21 protein-coding genes and 1 pseudogene are annotated in these 23,245 nt (G+C 45.1%); 6 read left to right on the top strand and 16 right to left on the bottom strand.

What is annotated here, in order from left to right; all coding sequences use genetic code 11:
- From coxB to K6Y31_RS04825, 4 genes are all read right to left on the bottom strand, one after another.
- Positions 1-1,107, bottom strand: a complete 1,107-nt coding sequence (gene coxB, locus K6Y31_RS04840; protein WP_427901894.1) for a cytochrome c oxidase subunit II — start codon at positions 1,105-1,107, stop codon at positions 1-3.
- Positions 1,108-1,491: 384 nt separating this feature from the next.
- Entirely contained in the window at positions 1,492-2,115 is a 624-nt protein-coding gene (gene lexA, locus K6Y31_RS04835) for a transcriptional repressor LexA (RefSeq protein ID WP_233051715.1), read from the bottom strand.
- 97 nt (positions 2,116-2,212) lie between these two features.
- Entirely contained in the window at positions 2,213-3,256 is a 1,044-nt protein-coding gene (locus tag K6Y31_RS04830; RefSeq protein WP_233051714.1) for a glycosyltransferase family 2 protein, read from the bottom strand.
- 124 nt (positions 3,257-3,380) lie between these two features.
- Positions 3,381-3,737, bottom strand: a complete 357-nt coding sequence (locus tag K6Y31_RS04825) for a diacylglycerol kinase (RefSeq protein ID WP_233051713.1) — start codon at positions 3,735-3,737, stop codon at positions 3,381-3,383.
- A gap of 148 nt (positions 3,738-3,885) precedes the next feature.
- On the opposite strand from K6Y31_RS04825, the gene plsB reads away from it, so the two are divergent.
- The gene (plsB, locus tag K6Y31_RS04820) at positions 3,886-6,315 is read left to right on the top strand and encodes a glycerol-3-phosphate 1-O-acyltransferase PlsB (RefSeq protein WP_233051712.1); all 2,430 of its coding nucleotides are present in this window, start codon (positions 3,886-3,888) and stop codon (positions 6,313-6,315) included.
- A 120-nt stretch (positions 6,316-6,435) separates the two neighbouring features.
- Here the strand turns inward: plsB and ubiA are convergent, their stop codons facing one another.
- Complete coding sequence (gene ubiA, locus K6Y31_RS04815; protein ID WP_233051711.1) at positions 6,436-7,311, bottom strand: 4-hydroxybenzoate octaprenyltransferase; 876 nt, start codon at positions 7,309-7,311, stop codon at positions 6,436-6,438.
- Positions 7,312-7,314: 3 nt separating this feature from the next.
- Positions 7,315-7,926: a chorismate--pyruvate lyase family protein gene (locus tag K6Y31_RS04810; protein ID WP_233051710.1), complete on the bottom strand. Its 612-nt coding sequence runs from the start codon at positions 7,924-7,926 to the stop codon at positions 7,315-7,317.
- A 175-nt stretch (positions 7,927-8,101) separates the two neighbouring features.
- Between K6Y31_RS04810 and K6Y31_RS04805 the strand changes: the two genes are divergently transcribed.
- Entirely contained in the window at positions 8,102-8,503 is a 402-nt protein-coding gene (locus tag K6Y31_RS04805; protein ID WP_233051709.1) for a flagellar basal body-associated protein FliL, read from the top strand.
- Between the two features lie 74 nt (positions 8,504-8,577).
- On the opposite strand, the gene K6Y31_RS04800 is transcribed toward K6Y31_RS04805, so the two are convergent.
- The 5 genes from K6Y31_RS04800 to K6Y31_RS04780 all read right to left on the bottom strand — a co-directional run bounded on the left by K6Y31_RS04800 (position 8,578) and on the right by K6Y31_RS04780 (position 12,728).
- Entirely contained in the window at positions 8,578-9,765 is a 1,188-nt protein-coding gene (locus K6Y31_RS04800; protein WP_233051708.1) for an AGE family epimerase/isomerase, read from the bottom strand.
- Between the two features lie 24 nt (positions 9,766-9,789).
- Complete coding sequence (locus K6Y31_RS04795) at positions 9,790-10,761, bottom strand: carbohydrate kinase family protein (RefSeq protein WP_233051707.1); 972 nt, start codon at positions 10,759-10,761, stop codon at positions 9,790-9,792.
- A 139-nt stretch (positions 10,762-10,900) separates the two neighbouring features.
- Positions 10,901-11,752 (bottom strand): rhomboid family intramembrane serine protease GlpG, encoded by an 852-nt coding sequence (gene glpG / locus K6Y31_RS04790; RefSeq protein ID WP_233051706.1) that lies wholly within the window; start codon positions 11,750-11,752, stop codon positions 10,901-10,903.
- Between the two features lie 84 nt (positions 11,753-11,836).
- A complete protein-coding gene (glpE, locus tag K6Y31_RS04785) occupies positions 11,837-12,154 on the bottom strand; it encodes a thiosulfate sulfurtransferase GlpE (RefSeq protein WP_233051900.1) in 318 nt (105 codons plus the stop codon).
- A 151-nt stretch (positions 12,155-12,305) separates the two neighbouring features.
- Complete coding sequence (locus K6Y31_RS04780) at positions 12,306-12,728, bottom strand: DUF4174 domain-containing protein (RefSeq protein WP_233051705.1); 423 nt, start codon at positions 12,726-12,728, stop codon at positions 12,306-12,308.
- A gap of 204 nt (positions 12,729-12,932) precedes the next feature.
- Here K6Y31_RS04780 and K6Y31_RS04775 point away from each other — a divergent pair, with 204 nt between their 5' ends.
- On the top strand, positions 12,933-13,787 hold the full coding sequence (locus K6Y31_RS04775; protein ID WP_233051704.1) for a DUF6134 family protein: 855 nt from the start codon (positions 12,933-12,935) through the stop codon (positions 13,785-13,787).
- A 113-nt stretch (positions 13,788-13,900) separates the two neighbouring features.
- Positions 13,901-14,047 (top strand): annotated as a pseudogene (locus K6Y31_RS04770) (IS481 family transposase); the annotation flags it as partial.
- 66 nt (positions 14,048-14,113) lie between these two features.
- Here K6Y31_RS04770 and K6Y31_RS04765 read toward each other — a convergent pair.
- The 5 genes from K6Y31_RS04765 to ilvG all read right to left on the bottom strand — a co-directional run bounded on the left by K6Y31_RS04765 (position 14,114) and on the right by ilvG (position 20,935).
- Positions 14,114-15,202, bottom strand: coding sequence for a hypothetical protein (locus K6Y31_RS04765; protein WP_233051703.1), 1,089 nt, complete (start codon positions 15,200-15,202; stop codon positions 14,114-14,116).
- Between the two features lie 130 nt (positions 15,203-15,332).
- Positions 15,333-16,865, bottom strand: a complete 1,533-nt coding sequence (ilvA, locus tag K6Y31_RS04760; protein ID WP_233051702.1) for a threonine ammonia-lyase, biosynthetic — start codon at positions 16,863-16,865, stop codon at positions 15,333-15,335.
- A gap of 149 nt (positions 16,866-17,014) precedes the next feature.
- Positions 17,015-18,862, bottom strand: coding sequence for a dihydroxy-acid dehydratase (ilvD, locus tag K6Y31_RS04755; protein WP_233051701.1), 1,848 nt, complete (start codon positions 18,860-18,862; stop codon positions 17,015-17,017).
- A 166-nt stretch (positions 18,863-19,028) separates the two neighbouring features.
- Positions 19,029-19,289, bottom strand: coding sequence for an acetolactate synthase 2 small subunit (ilvM, locus tag K6Y31_RS04750; RefSeq protein WP_233051700.1), 261 nt, complete (start codon positions 19,287-19,289; stop codon positions 19,029-19,031).
- 2 nt (positions 19,290-19,291) lie between these two features.
- The gene (ilvG, locus tag K6Y31_RS04745) at positions 19,292-20,935 is read right to left on the bottom strand and encodes an acetolactate synthase 2 catalytic subunit (RefSeq protein WP_233051699.1); all 1,644 of its coding nucleotides are present in this window, start codon (positions 20,933-20,935) and stop codon (positions 19,292-19,294) included.
- A gap of 672 nt (positions 20,936-21,607) precedes the next feature.
- On the opposite strand from ilvG, the gene K6Y31_RS04740 reads away from it, so the two are divergent.
- Both K6Y31_RS04740 and K6Y31_RS04735 read left to right on the top strand, forming a co-directional pair.
- A complete protein-coding gene (locus K6Y31_RS04740; RefSeq protein ID WP_233051698.1) occupies positions 21,608-22,483 on the top strand; it encodes a YifB family Mg chelatase-like AAA ATPase in 876 nt (291 codons plus the stop codon).
- 104 nt (positions 22,484-22,587) lie between these two features.
- Positions 22,588-23,244, top strand: a complete 657-nt coding sequence (locus K6Y31_RS04735; protein ID WP_233051697.1) for a TnsA endonuclease N-terminal domain-containing protein — start codon at positions 22,588-22,590, stop codon at positions 23,242-23,244.
- Position 23,245: the final 1 nt, after the last annotated feature.

Raw genomic sequence — 23,245 nt, 5'->3', positions numbered from 1 at the left:
TTATAGGTCCTTCTGCTGCATCACCGCCTTCACTTGCGCGGGTTGGATCACATCACCGGTATTGTTATCCCAAGCATTACGCTCGTAGCCAATCACGGCAGCTAATTCTTTTAAGGTTAATTGTTTGCCAAACGCTTGCATCGCGGTGCCTGATTTACCATGCACCACAATGTTGATGTGGCCCAAGATATCTTGAGTCGCAATTTGGCTACCTTTAAGGGCGGGAAATACGCCAGCCAACCCCTCACCATTCGCTTGATGGCATGCGGCGCAATGTTTGTTATAAACTTGCTCGCCTAGCTGCATCATTTCATCCATGTCCATGCTCATGGCTAACATGGCTTGCTCTTCGGCTTTCGCTGCTACGGCTTTTTGCTCTTGTTCAGCTAACCAAGTTTCAAACTCATCAACCGGCTTAGCGATCACCACAATTGGCATAAAGCCATGATCTTTACCGCATAACTCGGCACATTGACCGCGATAAATGCCGGGCTCGTTAATCCGAGTCCATGCTTCATTAATGAAACCGGGGTTGGCATCTTTTTTCACGGCAAAAGCGGGCACCCACCAAGAATGAATAACATCTTCTGATGTCACCAAAAAACGCACTTTTTGTCCGACTGGCAAAACCAAAGGGTAGTCCACTTCAAGTAGGTAATTTTCGCGCTTTTGTTTTTGGTTATGGATTTGATCTTGGCGGCTAGCAAGTAAACTGTAGTATTCAACGTCGTGGCCAAAATATTTATAGTGCCACTTCCATTGTGAGCCCGTAACTTGAATGGTTAAATCAGCATCGCTGGGATCTTCCATCGCAATTAAGGTTTTCGTGGCTGGGATCGCCATGCCTATCAGGATCACGAATGGGATCGCCGTCCAAATAATTTCGACTTTAGTATTTTCATGAAATTGCGCCGCTTGTGCGCCTTTGTCTTTGCGATGATTAAAAATAGCCCAAAACATCGCAGCAAAAACCACGAGCCCAATTACGCAGCAAATAATAAAAATCGTCATGTGCAAGTCGTAAACTTGCTGACTGACATCAGTCACCCCCTCAGTCAAGTTAAACGGCATTGACTTGGCTAATGCTGAGTTTGAAAAGCCCATCATCAACACCAAGTAACCACATTTATGAACTGAACGAATTAAAGATGAAATTGTAATAACGGAACGTTCTAGCTGGCTCACATGACCTCTCCTCTGTCATCGCCAACGGCCGAGGCCAGCAAGGCTGGCCTCTTCCCCAAGTAGGTAAAGCAAAGCTCCCCGCTACGTTCACCTAAGACAAGTAAAGCAGCTTTTAAACATTTGTAAAATTTATGTTAATTTATTTTTTGCAAGAATTAAGCACATAGCAGCAAGATGAACAGGCGTCCAACTCTGGCAAGAAAAAACTTATCAAGTAAGGGTTAACCAAAGAGGAACTAAGAAAAGCGAGAAAATAACCGCCTTGAATAAGGCGGCTTGAATTTGGGTTAGCTAGGTAACAACAGGTTACATCCAATCAGCGTTACGAATAACGCCAACTGCGATACCTTCAACATCGAAATGCTCACTGGCTAAATCAACTTTGATGGTATTGAACTCTTCATTTTCGGGATGAAGCAGTACTTGTCGTCCATCACGCTGAAAGCGCTTTACTGTTACTTCGTCTTCCACCCGAGCCACGATCACTTGGCCATTGTGTACATCTTTGGTTTTATGAACAGCAAGCAAGTCGCCATCCATAATGCCAATATCTTTCATACTCATACCACTGACGCGTAACAAAAAATCAGCACTGGGGTGAAATAAGTTTGGATCCACTTTGTAATTACACTCAACATGCTCTTGCGCCAATATGGGCTCACCGGCAGCAACTCGACCAATAAGGGGTAACCCTTCCTCTTCATTGGCAGCAGGCTCTGCATCCACTAAACGAATACCACGCGACGTACCTGGCATCATTTCAATCACGCCTTTTTTGGCTAATGCCTTCAAATGCTCTTCAGCAGAGTTAGCACTTTTAAAACCTAGCTGTTTGGCTATTTCCGCTCGCGTTGGCGGCAGCCCAGTATCAGCGATATTGTCTTTAATTAATTCAAGAATTTCTGCTTGGCGCGGTGTTAATGGTTTCATGATTACAGCCTGTTTTTATATACAGTTAACTGTGAGTATATACAGTTAAACCAAAGCGGGCAAGCCTACCTTGTAATTCGGCACTAAACCCTTTTAGCTACTGACTATAAAACCTGGCTTTGTTACGGCGTTTAGGCGAAAAAGAAATAGTTAAGGCAAGTTTAAACACTTTTAGCTGTGGTACCAATTGAGCACTTAACAGTAAATAGTTAAATGCTGCACTTTTGTCTCCATGCTGCTTTAGAGCATCCCAAGCTGCATTAAAATAGACTTGGGCTAATGCTAACTTAGCTTGTTTTCTGACATCCTTGAGGCTCGACAACTTGCAACAAATCCCATAAAAACGCTTCTTAAGCATTAAATTGGCTTCAAGTTGTTGATGATTAGATTGCCCACTAGAGAAATACCGCTGGCCTTCACACCGCGCGAGATAAAACCGAGCCCGATGGAACCCAAGTTTTACTAAACAGCTAGCGTACAAAGCAAATTCACAATCATTAAGCTCATCTAACAAACGAGCTTCGCGCGCACAGTCAATCGTATCGCGACCATCATAAGCTGCTTGGTGCGCTAAGTTTCGAACATGGTTGACCTCTAACCACAGTTGTTTTTTAGCTAACGGATGCTGTAATGCGGAAGGGGCTAATTGTAACAATGCAGAGCAAGCATTTGTTAAATAATCTAGTTCAGGAGCCAGCTCCATTGGCTGTGCTAGCGCCATAAAACGTTCAAGAGCCACCCCTTGATTACGATTGAAATAGTCACCACGCTCACCAAAGCCTGTTACGTTCAGATACAACAAATCCAGTTTATGCGCCCTTAGGGCCGCCATTGCTATATCGAGTGAACCAGCAGCTAAACGATCATCATCATCTAATTGGTAAATGTACTGCCCTGATGCCAATTCACAGCCTTTTTGACGCACGCGATAAATACCAATACTGGTTTCATTGCGATGAACTTTCACCTGAGAGCCAAAGCGCTGTTGTAATGCCACCTCATTTACTGCGGGCTCTGAAGCATCATCAATAACTAGAATTTCACTTGGCGATGCGTAGCTACCAATAGCACTTTCGACAGCCTGAGGTAACAATTGGGGCCGATTATGAGTGGGGATAACAATGGTAAGCGAAGGTGGCATGACGAGACTCCGAAGCAATAAAGTACTCGTCAAGTGTAGTCAAAGCAGGCTGGCAATAGGTCAGACCTGGAGCTTTAAAAATGAATTAATGGGAAGCCATTATTAAATCAACAACATACAATTATTAAAACAGTAAAATATCAGCCCATACATATACCGTAAGCGTCAACGCCACAAACACCGCTGCGGAGCCTAAGTCTTTAGCGCGCCCCGCTAGCTCGTGCTTTTCTAAACCAACGCGGTCAACCACAGCTTCAACCGCTGAGTTTAACAATTCCACAATGATCACCAGCAGCAAACAAGCGATCATTAAAATGCGTTCCACCTGCTCAACATCTAACCAACAAGCAAGGGGAATAAATATCACTGCTAACAACAACTCTTGACGAAATGCAGCCTCATGCTTAAAAGCATGCTTAAAACCCTGAAGAGAATAAATACCCGCCATAAAAATCCGCTTTAACCCGGTATTTTTTTCCATTTTTATGTCCTTTTTTTCATAAATTACCGCTACTTTTAGTGTATTTTAGCGCCATCAGACTCGCGTAGCTTGGCCATAAGATATGACAAGCAAGCGACAGGTGCTAACAATTTATTTATTAATATGAGTTTAAGGCTAGGGGCATTCGATGAATTTTTTACAACGCTTTTTTTTAAAGCATCTGGTTGCCAGTAAAACCGTGCCTAGCTGCCCACAAACTGACTTGCAACTCGATTTAGACAAACCGATTGTTTACGCGTTGAAAACCTTGTCTTCCAGTGATTTGTTAACGCTGCAACGAGCTTGTCAAAAGCTCAATTTGCCCGATCCTCTAACACCGTTAGCCATCAACCAACAAAGTATTAACCGCTTTGTTTGTCTCAATAAACCCAAACGTTTGTTTTCAAAAGCACCACGTAAGGCGTATGAAGACCAATTTAGAGTCTTGCTTGAACTGCATCAAAACAACGAGGATATTGATGTGCAACTGGTTCCAGTCACCCTATTTTGGGGGCGAGCACCGGGCTATGAAGGCCATAAACCTTGGTTTTCAATTTTACGCGCAAGCTCACCAAACTGGATAAACAAAGCATTCACTATTTTATTTCGTGGCCGAGATAGCTTAATCCGCTTTAGCAAGCCTCTTTCATTACAGCGCTTAAACCATGACTATGGTGATGACCCTAACTTAGCCACTAAGCTAGAAAAAATAGCTTACACTCATTTCACAAGGCAGAAGTTGGCAGCCAAAGGACCTAAATTACCGCAACGTAACAAAATGCGCCAAGACTTACTCGCCTCCGATGTGATCCATCAAGCCATAGTAAAGGCAAGCCAAGAGCAAAATATATCCCTTGCTGAGGCCGAAAAGAAAGCCACCCGCTACCTTGATGAAATAGCCTCAGATTTTTCCTATCCACTGGTGCGGCTTGGTGACAAAATACTGACTTGGGTATGGAATAGAATTTACCAAGGCATCATGGTCAACAACGCCGAAACCGTGCGTAACTTAGCGCACAAAGGCCACGAGATTGTATTTTTACCTTGCCATCGCAGCCATATGGATTATCTATTACTGTCGTCGATTATTTACCAGCAAGGCATGACGCCGCCTCATATCGCTGCGGGCGTCAACTTAAACTTTTTCCCGGCTGGGCCTATTTTTCGCCGTGGCGGCGCATTTTTTATCCGCCGCACCTTTAAAGGCAACCCTTTATATGCCAGCGTTTTTAAGGCTTACTTAAGCTATTTGTTCAGCAAGGGTTACTCCCTTGAGTTCTTTACCGAAGGCGGTCGCAGCCGCACCGGACGATTATTACCAGCCAAAACAGGCATGCTAGGCATGACCATTGAGGCCATGCAAAACACACCGAATAGGCCTATCGCATTAATCCCTATTTGCCTTGGCTACGACCATGTAATGGAAGTAAGCACTTACATGAAAGAGCTGCAAGGGCAGAAAAAACAAAAGGAATCGTTCTGGCAGGTGCTATCAATCACCAAAAAACTGCGTAATTTTGGCCAAGGCTTTGTTAACTTTGGCGAGCCTATTTTACTGAATCAATTTTTAGACCGCGCCCATCAAGACTGGCGTGATGAGGGCAACCTAACGGAGTCAGCGCAGTTTCCTGCAACCATTACTCAGCTCGGACGTGAAGTAATGACCGGGATCAACCGTGCTGCCGCGGTGAATGCATTGCCATTGTGTAGCTTAGTGTTGTTAGCCAGCAAACGGCATACCCTAAGCCGCGAGCAACTACTGACCCAGTTAACCAGCTATTTATCCTTGTTAAGCGAAGTTGAATTCAGCCCGCTCGTCAGCCTGCCACAAGGGGATGCTGATTCGGTATTACAAGCCGCACTCAGCATGAGCAAGTTCCGGGTATATCAAGATTGCTTAGGCGAGATCATCAGCATTGAGCCACGCCAAAGTATGCTGCTCACCTTTTATCGCAATAACATTATTCATTTATTTGCCCTGCCAGCACTGATTGCCAGCTTAGTGCAACATGATGAAGGCATTACATTAAGCCAGCTCGAAACCAACCTTAATCAACTTTACCCGTTAATTAAAGCTGAGCTATTCCTGCCATGGGATAGCGACGAAATGTGGCAGCAAGGGCAGAAATATTTAGCGCACTTAGTACAACTAGGTTGGCTAACATGTGAAATCAATGCCAATGCCGAGCGCTATTTCAGTGCCAACCTGCATAAAACTCAGATCCGTTTACTCGCCAACATTATCGATGAGACCATTCAACGCTATCATATTGTGTTAACCCTATTACAACGCGATCAGCCCGTTGAATTGAAAACCTTAGCCCAGCAAAGCACACAAATAGCAGAGCGCTTAGCTCAGTTGCACGGTATTCGAGCACCAGAGTTTTTCGATGTGAAGGTATTGCAAATATTTATCGAGCAGCTGCAAGCGCAGCAATATATTAATGAGCAAGATCAGGTGAATAAGTCAGCCTTGCATGAGCTACACCAGCTCACTCGCAGCCTATTATCAGATGAAGTGTTGAGCACCATAGAGCACACCATTGCCAACCAACATCAAGCTGATTCATGTCAATAACTTAAACTCGTCGTAACCAGATAGCGTATGTTTTGCGGTAAAAAATACGCATTAGCTTATGCCGAGCAATGTTGCATGAGGGGATTAACTCGTATCGTTGGCGTTAAGCCAGCGGCAACGCTAGCGCAGTAGCCAATCCACAGCAATACCGACAAAGATAGCCAAGCCAACGTAATTATTGTTTAAAAATGCTTGAAAGCAATCAGGCCCTTGGCGATCACTGATCAAACGTTGCTGATAGGCAAACAAAGCCGCTGCTACCAACAAGCCCCAATAAAAACTCGCTCCAGCTTGGGTAACAAGTGCAAAAACCAGCAGCAATAACAAGGTGGATACTTGCAGCAATCCTGTTATCAATTTGTCGAAACGACCAAATAAGATCGCTGTCGATTTAATGCCAATTTTTAAATCATCGTCACGATCAACCATGGCATACATAGTGTCGTAGGCAATGGTCCAAGCCACATTAGCCAAAAACAACAACCACAGCTCAGCAGGTAACGCATTGGTTTGCGCGGCATAAGCCATCGGAATAGCCCAACTGAACGCTAAACCAAGCACCAACTGCGGCAAGTGAGTGAAACGCTTCATAAATGGGTAACAAAATGCCAAAGCTAATGCTGCAAACGACAATAGTATCGTTTTCGTATTCAGTGTGAGCACCAGAACAAAGGAGGTCAAAGCAAGTAAACCAAACAAAGTGAGTGCTTCTTTACTGCTGACTAAGCCCGATGGCATCGGCCGATGTTGGGTACGGCTTACATGACCGTCCACTTTACGATCAGCAAAATCATTGATCACACATCCCGCTGAGCGCATTAAAAATACACCTAAGGTAAAGACCAATAACACCCAACCGTCTGGGACACCTTGGGCCGCAGACCATAACGCCCAACCCGTTGGCCATAATAATAATAAACTGCCAATGGGACGATCAAGGCGTGTCAGCCGAACATAAGACTGAAGTTTTTCAGCACTAAGAAAGGAAATACTCATGATTTAGTCATTTTGTTGATAAGCCTGCGCTGCAGGTAGAAAAATTTCATGAACCAATAAAGGTTTATTCGATAGATGAAATAAAGAGCGCCTACCCCAAAGAATGGCCCCCTCTTCGTCAAAGCGTTGATGCACAACTTGCGACACTAGGCTGTTGGCAGAAAACGAAGCCACCACTAAGTTTTGCCGCGTCATACTCGCTGCGTTAAACAAGGTGGCGCCCAATGGTTGCTCACCCAATGTCGCCAATTGCCGCTCTTCACCCGTTAAGGTAGACGCGGGGATCACTGTACGAGCAAACACCCAAGGCTGTTGGTCACAGCACAGTAACACTTCACGCACCATATACTGAGTGTCAGCGCTAGGGTTGAAGTATTTTGAATCCGCTAACGCTTGTCGCTCAACATCACTCACCGGCAAAACATCTTGCCCAATAACGCGCACGCTAAAATGTTGACAATTGGCCATTAGTCGCTCAGTTAACGAGCCGGCGTCAGCTAACCAAGAATACAAACTACTGTCTAATTCTGCATAATGTTCAATAGCTTGCCAACTTGCATCCACTCCCAAAGGAAAAGCCTGTTTAAAATGCTGAAAATGAGATATTGCTGGCAAAAGTCATCCTTGTCGCGCTTGATAAAATACGGGTTAAATCAAAATATCTGTTAGTTTGACGACAAATTGTAACCTGTGGAACTAAATTCTTCTATGCTAATACTTAACAGCAGCAACACTTTACCCTAAACTGCTGCCATCTATTTGTTTTCTAAATATCTACTGGGATCTAATCATGAAAAAGGGACTCATCTCCTTATTGGTATTACTCTTTTTGAGCGCACCCAGCTTGGCTGAAGAAGCCAAAGGTACTGATGGCATTGCCTACTACGCCTTTGAGCCAGATATTATCACGAACTACATTAAGCCCGGCAAGCGCATCGGCTATGTCCGTGTCGCAGTGGAGTTTCAACTCGAACACGCCAGTGATTTAGCCGCAATCGAGCATCATGATCCCCTACTACGCGATGCCATGATAGAAATTTTTGGCCGCCAAGATGAGCAAAAGATTAAATCGATAACAGGTCGAAATGAAATTCGTGATGCCTGCCTACAAGAGGTAAACAAGCTATTAGTACAAGAGGCGGGGATTAAAGGAGTCAGTAATATTATCTTTACCAAATACCTCTACCAATAATCACCGGCCCAAAATAACAAGATAAAGTCTCAATATAGATAGCGTGAGACTTTATCGCAGCATGTCTTCTGCTCCTACTCGCTAGTTAAAACATGCAAAATTTCTAAGCAAGCGCCAATGGTATGGTAGTCAATCTTAGCGCCGGGCCTGGCGATGGTTGGATCGAGTACTTGATTGTCGGCACTCAGTAAGCGCCACCAAGGCTGATGCTGCTGATTGCAGAAATGGGTCCAACAGTACTGCCATAACTGATCATAACATTGCCAATACACTTCCTTACCTGTGGTTTTAGCCAACAGAGCGGCCGCCACCATTGATTCCGCTTGCACCCAAAAATATTTATCGTCGTCGCAAATATTACCTTGCGGATCAAAGCCATAATATAAACCGCCGCGATCTTTATCCCATGCTTTGGTCCACGCCGCATTAAATAACGCTTCAGCCCGGATCAACAACCAAGGCTGAGCTTGCTGGCGGTAAATCAGCAGCAGTAACTTAGCCCATTCAGTTAAATGTCCCGGTTGAAAACCCCAAGGACGGTACAAATTCTTCGGGTCATCTTTGTTATAATTCCAATCTACCTGCCAGTTTTGGCTGTAATGCTCCCAAATCAGGCCATCTGTGCTTTGGGTTTGACGGATACAGATGTTCTCGGCAATTAATAAGGCGCGATCTAAATACTTTTGTTCACCAGACGCTTCAAAGGCGGCAATCATCGCCTCACAAGCGTGCATATTGGCATTTTGACCACGATAATCACTGTAACTTTGCCAATCAGCACTCGCTTGATCTGCATACAAACCGCTATCCGGTTGCCAAAAGCGCTGCTCAAGTAACTCAAAGGTATCATTCAGACCTTGCCTTGCTCCATCTAATCCCGCTTTTAGCGCGCCAGCATACATCAGCAATACAAATGCTAAGCCGTAGCAATAATTCTCTTGCTCAGCAGGAACATTGCCGTTCATCACCCAGTTATACGCGCCGCGCTCAGCATCAAAGTGCTGGTTTTTCACATAATCTAAGCCATGTTTCGCACTGGCTAACCAGCTTTCTTGCTTGAATTGACTACCACAAGTAGCAAATACCCAGGTTAAACGGGTTGAACTAACCAGCTGCTTTACTGGCTCTTGTTGATGCTCGCCACTGGGCAATAAGGTTTGATAAAAGCCCCCTTGCGGGTCAATGGCATGCTGCTGATAAAAATCGGTAAGCTGCTGAATGTGTTGCTGAATAAAACTTGGATCGCGAAACTGAATGGTCATTATCATTCCCCAAATATTTACAAATTAAAGCGCTTTAATATCGCTTAAGGTAGGTAAGGCACTCCATGCCCCTTGATGAGTCACAGCAAAGCCACCCCCTGTCACCGCGGTTTTCAGCGCAAATTGCCAAACAGCATCACTATTAAGCGCTTGCTCCAGTGCCTCTGGGTTACACACATTTTGTGCCAACATGGCGTATAACCAAGCCCCCATAAACGCATCGCCGGCACCGGTCGTATCAAGCACCGTTACTTTCGGTGTTACTTGCGTCAAGATGTTGCCCGCCATGTATAAAGAAACCGGCTTATCGGCATCGGTGACCAAAACCAAGCTCGGACCTAAGGTAAGCAAGTCCGCAATAAATGTGAGTGAAGGTTCCTCAGCCGCTAAATATTCCAGCTCATCTTGGCTTAACTTCACAATGTCGCAATAAGAAATACAATCAAGCACTCTCGCCTTAATCCGTGAAGGATCGCGCCATAGTGGCAAGCGCAAATTGACATCAAAGCTGGTCAGAAAATTAGCTTGTTGCGCCTGTTGCAACCCCATCAAAGTTGTTTGGAATAGACCTTCATGGGTCAAAGTATTAGAGCAAATATGGAAAATACCCTCGCCGGAAAACACGCCTTGCGCAAAGTAATCAGGGTCAAAATTCAAATCAGCGGTGTTTTCGCGTGCAAATGAAAAAGAGCGTTCACCCTTTTCATCTAACGAAACAAAGGCCATTGGCGTAGCGTGCTCAGGGTCAGTCAATAAATGGTCGGTATTCACATCCATTTTCTGCAGCGACTCACGGAGAAATTCACCAGCATCATCTTGACCAACCGCGCCAACAAATTGCGCCATCTGGCCTAAACGCGCCACGGCAACCGCGACGTTAGCCGGCGCGCCACCGGGAAACTGACCTTTGACTGGGATATCCAAGCCACCAAAGGGGCGGGATTCAAGGGGGATCCAATCAATTAAAATCTCACCGAAGGTGATGATACGGGCCATGAAGATACTCCAAAAAAAGGGGGTAGACCAAACATAGTACCACCGCGGAATAAATCAAAAGTCGATTAGATTAAATTTTTACATAAAAAAAGAGAAAGTAGCTAACATCCTCTTTCTATTAACCAGACAACAGAAGTATCTAGGGTACCGGGGTGATATTACGGTTTCGTGTTTCCCAAGCCGCTTGCGCCAGGCCAATCGCCAAACCAAAAAAGTGCACCATATTCGCAACTGGTGGGCCAATAACATCAAAAAAGCCCAGTACCAGCCATGCCACCATAAAAATCATCAAGGGATTAGGTAAACTTAAACCACCTTGCGGGTTGCGTATCCCCGTCAACCAAACATAACCGGCTAACGCATACACCACACCAGAAAGGCCACCAAAATCAGGACCTTCTAGAAAGAATTGCACAGTATTAGGAATTATCGACGCCGCAAGAAATAACAACAACAACTTAGCCGAGCTTTTATTTTGCTCAATCAAGCCGCCTAATTGCCACCACCAAAGCAAATTGAATACGATATGTAAAACTCCAAAGTGCAATAAACTAGGGCTAAAAAAGCGCCAAATTTCCATAGAATGAAAACTAGAGGTATAACGAAAAAACTGCAGAGATTCATAAACCGGACGGAAAAAACCACTAATGGTAAGGATGTAGACCAAGCAGCATAGCGCAAAGATCAACAAGGTAAACGGGCCAGCATGGAACACAAAATCACGTAATAACAGCAAAGCCCTATCGTGAAAGGCTAATTCATCATCGCCAAGTTTACTCCTACCCCAATTCGCGGACAGGTACTTCTCGTCAGTTGGGTTTTGCACAAACGATTTCAACTCTGCCAAGGCTAGGTCGTAACTATGCTCCTCAACCTCAATGACCACTGAGGTTTCACCTTTGCGCAACAGGCATGCCACCCCTTGCGTTTGCATGTAATCAGCAAAAGCCTGAGCAGCGCGTGGGTTGTCTAGTGCGGCTAGCTCTCTCAAGATAACTCCTCAATCTCAATTAAGGCCAAATAAGCAACCACTTATCTAACCTATTCTTTAGGTTTCTTCGTTGGTCGAGACCTATTACTCAGCGACAACATCAAAACTGCGACGCCAAATATCCATGCCACCATCCATGCTATACACCTCATCATAACCTTGATTCAGTAAAAACTGCGCCGCACCTTGGCTTGAATTGCCATGATAACAAACCACGATCACAGGAGTTTCAAAATCAACTTGCTCAACAAAAGCCCCTAAGCGCTCATTAGTTAAATGGAATGCACCGTCAATGTGGCCGCTTTTAAATGATTCTGGGTCACGAATGTCGGCAATCGCCACCTCACCTTGTTTAATTTTTTCTGCTGTTTCTGCCACCGAAATATGACCAAATTGATCCATCATGATGTTGCTCCTAAGAATTTTTCCCCAGTTTAACATAGCACCCACTGAGCCCAACCCTGAAAAGAGTAAGGGCTATAACGGTTTAATGAAAGGGATATTTTAGCTTCGCGAGAAAGCTTAATAACGCGAGTGAAATGCCTCGCTGTGTTTAACGGCTTTGCATTTCCATTTGACGCATAGGCATCGCATCAATTTGGTCATAAAGGGCATCAAAGTTTAAGACTTGGCGGGCTTGTTTAACCCCGCCATCTTTACCGATGAGCCAGACTTTCGCTTTAGTTGCAGGATATTGTTCAGCCATATTTTGCGCAAAATCCTCACTCAATTCACCGCTATAATTTGTCACCGGCTGGGGACTTGTCATAACAAACCAAACAATATCACGATCAAGTAAATAAACCCGCTCTTGTTCAAATTCGCTGACGATTGATTCCTCTGCGCTACTCGGCCAAACCAGTATAACGCGCTGCGACCATTGCAAAGCCTGTAACGATTCAAGCCGCGGCACTTGTGCTAGCGCAGTGCTCGACACCAGTAGTGACAAACCCAGCAAGCAATAAGATGTTTTCATTAGCACACTCAGAGTGAATGATTATTTTAGGTTAATACCTAAATGCCCTTCGTAAAGTTCACTTTTGCACTGAGCCTTGTCTCTTTGAGCAGTCTGGGACACGTTTAGCTAAATCCTGTCATGCCAATATCGGGGCTGCAGGATAATTTAGATGCAACCGCGCTGCCAAAATATCACAAGAACACAATATTAGAAGGTTGAAAAATGGGCACCAACAAATACAAAATCAGCAAACTCGGCTTGGTTACTACCTTTGCGCTAACGGTTTATAGTCAAATCATTATGGCCCAAACTCAGTCAACACAGCTAGCCCAGCAATGGAACTATGAAATAACACTAGGAGAGAAGTTGGTCGGCAGTATGAAGTCGACATTTCAGGCAGAACAAAACGGCTATCGATTAAAACAACAGTCAGAAATAACAACTTCAGGCCTTTGGGCAGATGACAATATACGAAGCACCCTATCAGAAAACTATCAACTTGATGGCACCTTGATTAAATCAGATAACCATCTCAGACATAACGACGAAACGGTATGGACTAAAATTGAACTATCCAACAACGAATACCTCGCCATTCACTCAGAAGTCACCACCGAACAACAAAAAGAAGAAGCTGAAGCCGTTGAAATAGTAAAGCAAGCCGTAACAACTTTAGTACCTAATGCTGGGCACGTCCTTATGTTAGGCGAAGTCTTATTAGCAGACCAAAGCAATGTCGCTAAAAATAGTCGATTAGGTAAAAAAGACTTTGATTCCAGCTTTACCGCACTGCCCTATTATTGGCAACAACACTCCTATAGCTTGCCTCAAAAAATGAATCTGTTTGATACAGAAAACATGACGTTATTCAGTACCAACATTCAATTCATCGGTACTGAAACCCAAAGCATCAACCAAACTACAATCGAAACCCAGCATTACCGATTAAACATAACCGACAGCGCCCCTATAGACATTTGGCTTGCAGGCATTAAACCGCACCTAAGTTATTTTGTGCAAATCGCTGGGCGAGAGGATGGCGAATCGTATACCGTTAAGCTTAAAGGATTGGAGTGATTACATTCTATTGTTTGCTGCACGCCATAGCTGAGTTAGAGAATGCAGGACAAAGAAGCGGTTAGCTTAGGCCACCTCAGAAACATATAAGGTAACCGTTGCAATATATCGCTGAGACACACAAGGATCTGGACGAGTGGATGAATTATTACAATAATGAACGAACTCATCAGGGCAAAATGTGCTGTGGCAGGACGCCACTAGAAACATTACTTGATGGTAAAAAGATTTGGGCAGAAAAGCATTTAGCTCAAATCTAAGCTGGCAGCGGCATCATTAAAAATGGGTAACTGTCAGATTAAGTCTGAGCCAGTATAACTAATGAACTACTTATATTGTAAATTTGGCACTTCATTAATAAAGTCATTATTTTTATACGGCACTTGAGCCACATTCAACACATTCTTAACGAAACCAGCGAATGCTTTCGTCGCCATTAAATACACCACATATTCTGTTTCGTAGTCATATGTAAAAACATCACCTTTGTATTGATTGATCAAGAAAAATTGCTCATTACCAAATTGACATTTTGACACAATCACTTGTGCATTTAGCACTTCTAAGCTTAATGCCGCCTCACAGTTATCGCTTCTCTTAAATACATCAAAAACGGTCGCGGCACTTAGTAAACCACTGAACTGATGCTCGTCGTTATCAAATTTATGAACAGCATAAAGGTGGGTAGCATAGTCTTGACCCAATAATCTGGGTATCTGCTCAGCTTCATTACAAGCACCGTCTTTTAAACAAGCAGTGGTTGTCTTAAAAATATCTTGATAATGTAAGGCAACTGGTAGCTCAGACTGTAGCTTTTCAATATCCATATGCACTGAGATATCATTATGCTCAGACAACACAGAAAAAGAGCTCAACTTCTTAGACGCATTAACGTCGACTATCTCAGTGCCATCATCATAAATAGAAGTAATCGTAGCAAGGACAGTCCAATTCGATGTTGAACAGCCGGTGTAGGAACAGTGACTCAATGCGTTCAACGGATAACATTTATCGTCACTACAGTTGAAACTCACTAAGCCTTTTTTGGTTCGGTCGCTCCTTCCTGAGCGGTAACGAACGGTATAGGTAATCTTGTTTCCCCATTTGATATAGCCATCAACGCTGAGGCTTTTTAACCCCAATAGGAAGCTATCATCGCCTCGGTATCCTTTAATCACGCCATCAGATTTTTCTGGGTAACATTCATCCAACGCCTTATTCGTTGCACATAATATCAATTCATTAAGGTGCTGATATTGAGATTTACTTGCATCGGGATAGACCTCAATTTCATCAAACTTAACCATATCAGCACTGATGGCGAAACTGGGCTCCTTATCCTCAGATTGATAACCAAATGTGCCGGCAAAGCAGTTTGCCGAAGCAAGCAGTAAAAGCGTTATTATTTTTATCACTACCTACCAATCCTTTGAAGGGGTTAACTTTATCATTATTACTCTCCCACTTTACTTCAACTTCTCTGCTTTAATAGCCCGCACAATATCGCCGAATAAATTCGGCCCCTACTCCTAGCTAAGACCACCCCTAGCGCGACAAAAACAGCTTATATGCTGGGTTGTGGGTTTCTTCTTTTACTTCATAACCTAGCTTGTCGAGATGCTGAGTAAACTCGTCGTTGTCATTATCCGGCAAGCTAAAGCCAGCTAATACGCGGCCATAAGCAGCGCCGTGATTGCGATAGTGGAATAAAGTAATATTCCAGCGCGTGCCTAAGGTTTGCAAAAACTTAATTAACGCGCCCGGCTGCTCAGGAAACTCAAAGCTAAACAAGCGTTCTTCAATGGCACGATTAGGCCTGCCGCCAACCATATAACGCACGTGCAACTTGGCCATTTCATCATTCGACAAGTCCACCACTGGGTAATTGGCTTGTTGAAGATTATCGGTCAACTGGTGCAGCTCATCAAAGCCGCCGGGAATGCGCACGCCGACAAAAATGTTAGCTTCTTGATCACTGGCATAACGGTAGTTAAATTCGGTGATGGCACGACCGCCGAGCATGTTGATGAAATCTAAGAAAGCCCCTTTATGCTCAGGGATAGTAACCGCTAGCACCCCTTCTTTTTGCTCACCTAATTCACAGCGCTCAGACACATAACGTAAGCTGTGAAAGTTCATGTTAGCGCCACTTAAAATAGCCGCCATGCGCTGCCCAGATAACTGATGATCCTGCGCATAACGCTTTAAGCCCGCTAACGAAAGCGCGCCAGATGGCTCAGAAATAGCACGGGTATCTTCATAAACGTCTTTCACTGCAGCGCAGATTTCGTCGGTGCTGACGGTGATCACTTCATCTAAATAGTGCTGGCATAAACGAAAGGTTTCGGTGCCGATGGTTTTTACCGCCACGCCATCGGCAAATAAGCCGACTTTTTCCAATGCCGTGGGCTCGCCGGTTTCTAAAGCAATTTTTAAACAGGCAGAGTCTTGTGATTCAACACCGATCACTTTAACGTGCGGCATTAACTGCTTAACATACACGGCAACGCCTGCCGCTAAACCGCCGCCGCCAACGGGGACAAAAATATGGGTTAAGTGGGTGTCTTGCTGTAGCAACTCTTTACCAACGGTGCCTTGGCCGGCAATGATATCGGCATCATCAAACGGGGGGATCAAGGTGTAGCCTTGATTGGCCGAAAGCTGTTTGGCGTGTTGGCTGGCTTCATCAAAACTGTTGCCCACCAGCTCGACTTGCGCGCCTAGTTCACGCACCGAGGAAACTTTAATATCAGGGGTGGTTTGTGGCATCACAATAATGGCTTTGATGCCCATTTTCGATGCTGACATCGCCACGCCTTGGGCATGATTGCCCGCTGACGCCGCGACCACACCTTGCGCTTTTTGCGCATCGGATAACGAGGCTAATTTGTTATAAGCGCCGCGCAGTTTAAACGAATGCACTGGCTGTTGATCTTCACGCTTTAATAACACTTGATTGCTAATGCGCGCGCTCAGTTTTTTAAGTGGCTGCAGTGACGTTTCAACGGCCGCCTCATAAACAGGCGCCAATAGGATTTTTTTCAAATAATCCGCCGCGGTAAATTCTTGCTCTGTCATTTCAACCTCTTAATTCTAACCATTTAAAACAGAAAAAGGCCGCAAGCGACCTTTATTCGAGCATAACATTGATATTATTACGCTGTTTCAGCCATGCAAAGCCCTTTCAGCTCAACATGGCGTCAAACTAGCGATATTCTACGCTGTGTTTATTCAAACTTAGATTTATCGCGCACGGCACCCTTGTCAGCAGACAGAGCGTTAGCACCGTAAATTTTTAACGATAATGACACCTTACGTGGACGCTCACCCGGCTTCCACGCGTCTTTGCCTTTAGCTTCCATTGCCGCGCGGCGCGCCGCTAGCTCATCAGCAGGTACATCAAGAATGATCGAGCGAGTTGGAATATTGATATCAATGATATCGCCATCTTGCACTAGCGCAATCTCACCGCCCGATGCCGCTTCTGGCGACACGTGACCGATAGATAAACCTGAAGTACCGCCAGAGAAACGACCATCGGTGATCAAGGCACATTTTGCGCCTAAGCCCATGGATTTAAGGTAAGTGGTGGGGTACAGCATTTCTTGCATGCCCGGTCCGCCTTTCGGGCCTTCATAGCGAATAACAACCACTTCGCCCGCCACGACTTCACCACCAAGAATACCTTTTACTGCGGTGTCTTGGCTTTCGAACACTTTAGCTGGGCCACGGAAAGTAAAGTTGTCATCGGTCACGCCAGCTGTTTTCACCACACAACCATCAACGGCTAGGTTACCGGTTAATACCGCTAGGCCGCCTTCTAGGCTAAACGCATTTTCGATTGAGCGAATACAACCGCTTACGCGATCTGTATCTAACGTATCCCAGCGACAATCTTGACTGAATGCTTTAGTGGTGCGGATACCAGCAGGGCCAGCACGGTAGAACTTTTTCACGTCCTCATCTTGGGTTTGCATGATGTCGTACTGAGCCAGCTGCTCCGCCATGGTGGTGCCCAATACGGTAGTCACTTGGTTGTTAAGTAAACCTGCGCGATCAAGCTCACCTAAGATAGCCATTACACCACCAGCGCGATGCACGTCTTCCATGTGATAAAGCGGGGTTGATGGCGCCACTTTACACAACTGAGGAATACGGCGTGACATTTCGTCCATGTCGGCCATATCAAAATCAATGTCGCCTTCTTGCACAGCTGCTAGCAAGTGCAAGATAGTGTTGGTTGAACCACCCATGGCAATGTCGAGTGCCATGGCATTTTCAAATGCCGCGCGACAAGCAATGTTACGTGGCAATACTGAGTCATCATCTTGCTCGTAGTGACGACGAGTGATTTCTACAATACGTTTACCGGCATTAATAAACAATGCTTCACGATCAGCATGCGTTGCCAGCATCGAGCCATTACCGGGCTGCGCTAAACCTAACGCTTCGGTTAAACAGTTCATTGAGTTGGCGGTGAACATACCAGAGCATGAGCCACAAGTTGGACACGCGCTGCGTTCTACTTGCTCACTTTCTGAGTCAGACACAGTAGGATCGGCGCCTTTGATCATGGCGTCTACTAAGTCGAGCTTGATGATTTGATCGGAAAGCTTGGTTTTACCTGCTTCCATTGGTCCACCTGAAACAAAAATAACTGGCACGTTTAGGCGCATTGACGCCATTAACATGCCCGGGGTGATCTTGTCACAGTTTGAAATACACACGATAGCATCAGCACAATGGGCGTTAACCATGTATTCCACCGAGTCAGCAATCAGCTCACGTGATGGCAAGCTGTATAGCATACCGTCGTGACCCATGGCGATACCGTCATCAACAGCAATAGTATTAAATTCTTTGGCGATACCGCCCGCTTCTTCAACTGCGCGCGCAACCAATTGGCCCATGTCTTTTAAGTGCACATGGCCCGGTACAAATTGTGTGAAAGAGTTAGCAATGGCGATAATTGGCTTACCAAAATCGTCATCTTTTACTCCAGTGGCACGCCAAAGGGCTCTTGCGCCGGCCATATTTCGTCCATGAGTTGACGTTGCACTACGATACTTAGGCATAACAATACTCTCTCACATTTAGTTTTAAATAAGTTTGCCAAGCGCCAACGTTAATCATTGGCTTGGCTCATGTGCCCAACATAATCTAACTGAGCTATTTTGTCTTGTGTTTCAAAACCCAAGGTTTTGAAAGGTTTCTTTATATCAACCTGATATCAACGCTAACCTAAACCACGGCTAACTTAGGCTCAGCGGTTCGATCCGTCAGTGAAACCGCTGTCACGCCAATCAATTTGGTCAATTGTGCGGTCAGCAAGGCAATCGCTCGCTCACTCGCCACTGCGACGTGTAGCTCAACCTGCTGATTGTCGCTATCTAGATTCATTTGCATATTTTGCACGCTAAAACCACGGTGGCGCATTACACGTAATACACGTTCTAATAATTCAGGGCTATGCTGAGCCGTAACCGTTAGGTGATGTAACATAATTAGCATTCCTCCATCATTTTATCGTTGGCTGCACCCGGTGGCACTAATGGCCAAACGTTTTCTTCTTCACTGATGGCGACATGTAAAATGTACGCCCCTTTACTGTTTAGCATGCGTTCAAGTGCTGGCTGCACTTGCTCTTTAACGACGATAGTTTCACCCGGAATATCAAACGCGGCCGCTAAGGCAACAAAATCGGGGTTATCGGTCAAAATAGTTTCGCTGTAGCGACCTTCAAAGAACAACTGCTGCCATTGGCGTACCATGCCTAAACGTTGGTTATCTATCAGTAGAATTTTCACTGGCAGTTTGCGGCGCTTGATGGTGCCAAGCTCTTGTACATTCATCATAAATGAGCCATCACCCGACACTGCAATAACGGTATCGTGTGGACGTGCTACTTGCGCGCCAACGGCGGCTGGCACACCAAAGCCCATGGTGCCTAAGCCTGAGCTTGAAAGGTGATCATGCGGACTATCAAATTCGATGTGCTGCGCCACCCACATTTGATGTTGGCCCACATCACATGCGACTACGGTATTTTTTGGCGCCATATCTGACAGCTGTTTTAATAGCAGCGGTGCATAAATAGCTTCACCGGGATGGTCGTAACGCCAGTGATATTCTTGCCTCATGGCAATAGTGTGTTGTTGCCAGTCGTCAATATCTAACGGCATCGCTAGTTGCGGTAATACTTGTTTTAAATCCGCTGCAATTGCAACGTCAGCTTTGCGCAATTTACCCAGTTCAGCAGCATCAATATCAAGGTGAATCACTTTGGCATTCACCGCAAACTCATCCAGTTTACCTGTCACGCGGTCATCAAAGCGCGCGCCTGCCACCACTAATAAGTCTGCTTCTTGCACCGCAAAATTAGCAGCTTTAGTGCCATGCATCCCCACCATGCCTAAGAAAGCGTACTGTTCTGGTGCGATAGTGCCAATGCCTTTTAGGGTGGTCATGCTTGGCATTTTAGTTTTGGCTAAAAAGTCGCGTAGCTCGGCTTCAGCGTGAGCTAACGTAACACCACCACCTACATATAACAGCGGTTTTTTTGCTTGGCCAAGCAATTCGCGCGCAGCGGTGATATCACTCAACTCTGGTGCATCAGGCTCAGAAACAGAATGAGTAATGCAGGCATGTTCAACGGCAGCTAACTGAATGTCTTTAGGGATGTCGACCAACACCGGACCGGGACGACCAGAGCGCGCTACTTCAAACGCTTGCGCTATCACTGAACCTAAATCTTCGGCGCGCTGCACCATAAAGCTGTGTTTAGTACAAGAAAGGGACATGCCTAACACATCAACTTCTTGGAACGCATCGGTGCCAATTAATGGTGAGGCCACTTGACCAGTAATCGCCACAATAGGCACTGAATCCAGTAGTGCATCAGCAAGGCCGGTGATCAAGTTAGTGGCACCTGGGCCAGAGGTAGCAATGCAGACTCCGACGCCACCCGTTGAGCGCGCATAACCAATCGCAGCCATTGCCGCGCCTTGCTCATGGCGACATAACAAGTGGTCTACACCACAATCATACAATGCATCATACACCGGCATGATGGCCCCGCCGGGGTAGCCAAACACTTGCTTCACGCCTTGCTGTTGTAATGCCTTAACCACAAAATGGGCACCGTTCATAACCACACATCCTAAGTCAAAAAAAAACCCCCGAGCCAGTTAAGGTGCGGGGGTTTAAAATGTTTGTCTGAGTTATTTTATCTTAGCCAACATTCCCCCGAGCGATGGTTGAATAACCACCACTAGGACCAGAATAATCAGGCTAACTATTTTAAACATTGAGCACTCAGTCACGAATTAATACAAAAACTGACTACATAACTACCATAAATGCCCTAGTGCATCAACACAGTGCAAAGGTGGTTTTTACCTGTAAATCGTTTTTTCGGCTCAACAAATCTATACAAGATCCAGACAGAATAAAAATATACAGAACAATAGACCAACATTGACTAAATATGCAATATATAGACAAGGCAATTTTCCAATCTACCCGATCTCACCCAAAGCTTAAAATAACTAAAAAAATTTCCATTAATTTTGCGATGACAGATATCTGACTAATACTTATACCCAATCAACCTAGCGCAGCTTGATTTCAGTAGGGGTTTACATGCGTTTAGTCAAGGCATTGATTGCAGGTAATGGTTTTCTCCTTATTGAAATCAATCACGCAGCATAAACGTGTGTAAAACCTGCCCTTTGCCAGTGTACCTACTATTGAAAACACGGTAGTGCTCTGAAACCTGTATCTTCCAGTTGATTGGGTATCGCGCCGAACAAGGAGTCATCATGTCACTTGCTATTGTATATTGCCGCAGCTTACTCGGGATTGATGCACCAGAAGTGATGGTAGAAGTGCATTTAGGCCGGGGTTTACCTGCCTTTAATTTGGTCGGTCTGCCCGAAGCCAGTGTTAAGGAAGCTAAAGAGCGGGTGCGTAGCGCAATTCAAAACTCACAGTTTGAATTTCCCAGCTCGCGATTAACGGTGAATCTCGCGCCCGCTGACTTACCCAAAAATGGCGGTCAATTTGATTTGGCGATTGCGTTAGGGATTTTAGCTGCTTCGGGGCAGATCCCCGCCCAGCATCTAAACAAGTATGAATTTTTTGGCGAGTTGGCGCTATCGGGCGAGCTCCGCTCTTGCCGTGGCATGATCCCCGTTGCCATGGCGGCGCGCGATGCTAAACGCACCCTCGTATTACCGTCGGCCAATGCAACACAGGTCAGCTGCGTGAGCGGCGAACACAAAATTGCCGATAGCTTATTACAAGTGTGCCGCTTTCTCGCCGGGCAAGAGCAGCTCGAGCATGCGCCACCACATCAGCCACCACAAGATAATACGACTAGCGCAGATTTAGTTGATATTATTGGCCAATACCAAGGTAAACGCGCCCTTGAAATTGCTGCGAGTGCGGGTCATCACCTGCTTTTGATCGGTCCACCAGGCACGGGGAAAACCATGTTAGCTAGTCGTATTCTGGGCATCATGCCAACGTTAAGTGAGGCCGAGGCACTTGAAACCGCAGCGATTTATTCAATTAGTGATTTACCTGATTTGCCTTGGCAAACTAGGCCTTTTCGCCAGCCCCATCACAGTGCGTCAGCGGCGGCTTTGGTTGGTGGTGGCGGCAAGCCAAATGACATGCACATAGCTATAATGTAATAATTTTACCAATCAAGTGATTATCAACACTACTCTAATGTTCTTGTGAACATTGATATAGTGTAATGCATTTCAATTACAACGGTAAAATAGAGTGGTTTATTGTGTCTGTTCGTAAAATACCTAAAAACTATCGGAACCTCACAGGACTGGCAGCCTCAAATAAAGCAAGTAAGCCTTTCTTCGAGTCAACCCTTGAGCGTGATTTTCTGACGTTATTAGATTTTGATTCAAATGTAATCACTTACGATGTCCAACCAGTAGCTGTGTCTTGGCAAAGCATTGAAAATAGAGAGCGAAACTATACCCCTGACGTACTTGTTCAATACAGTTCAAATGGGTGCATTCATTCTTCAAAAGACACTGTTCTGTATGAAATAAAATATCGCAGCGACCTGAAGAAAAATTGGCTAGAACTAAAACCAAAATTTCTTGCAGCCATTTCATATGCAAAGGAGCGCAACTGGTGTTTCAAAATCATGACTGAAGTCGAAATAAGAACTATCTATATGGAGAATGCACGATTTCTTTTGCCTTACCTGAAAGTACCTCAAAGGTTGGAATTTGAAGAAATGCTCTTACATTCCTTGGCAAAAATGCGCTCATGCAGCACAGAATCACTGCTCAAAGCAATATTTAACGACAAGTGGGCTCAGGCAGAACTTATACCAATATTGTGGAAACTCATTGCATCAGGACGAATCAGCACTGATATGAACATCCCTCTCACTATGGCATCACGAATTTGGCTCAGTAGGTAGA

The sequence above is a fragment of the Motilimonas cestriensis genome (assembly GCF_021295315.1).
In the GTDB taxonomy this organism is placed as follows: Bacteria; Pseudomonadota; Gammaproteobacteria; order Enterobacterales; family CBDFNC01; genus Motilimonas; species Motilimonas cestriensis.
This window is presented reverse-complemented; position numbering and strand designations above follow the sequence as displayed.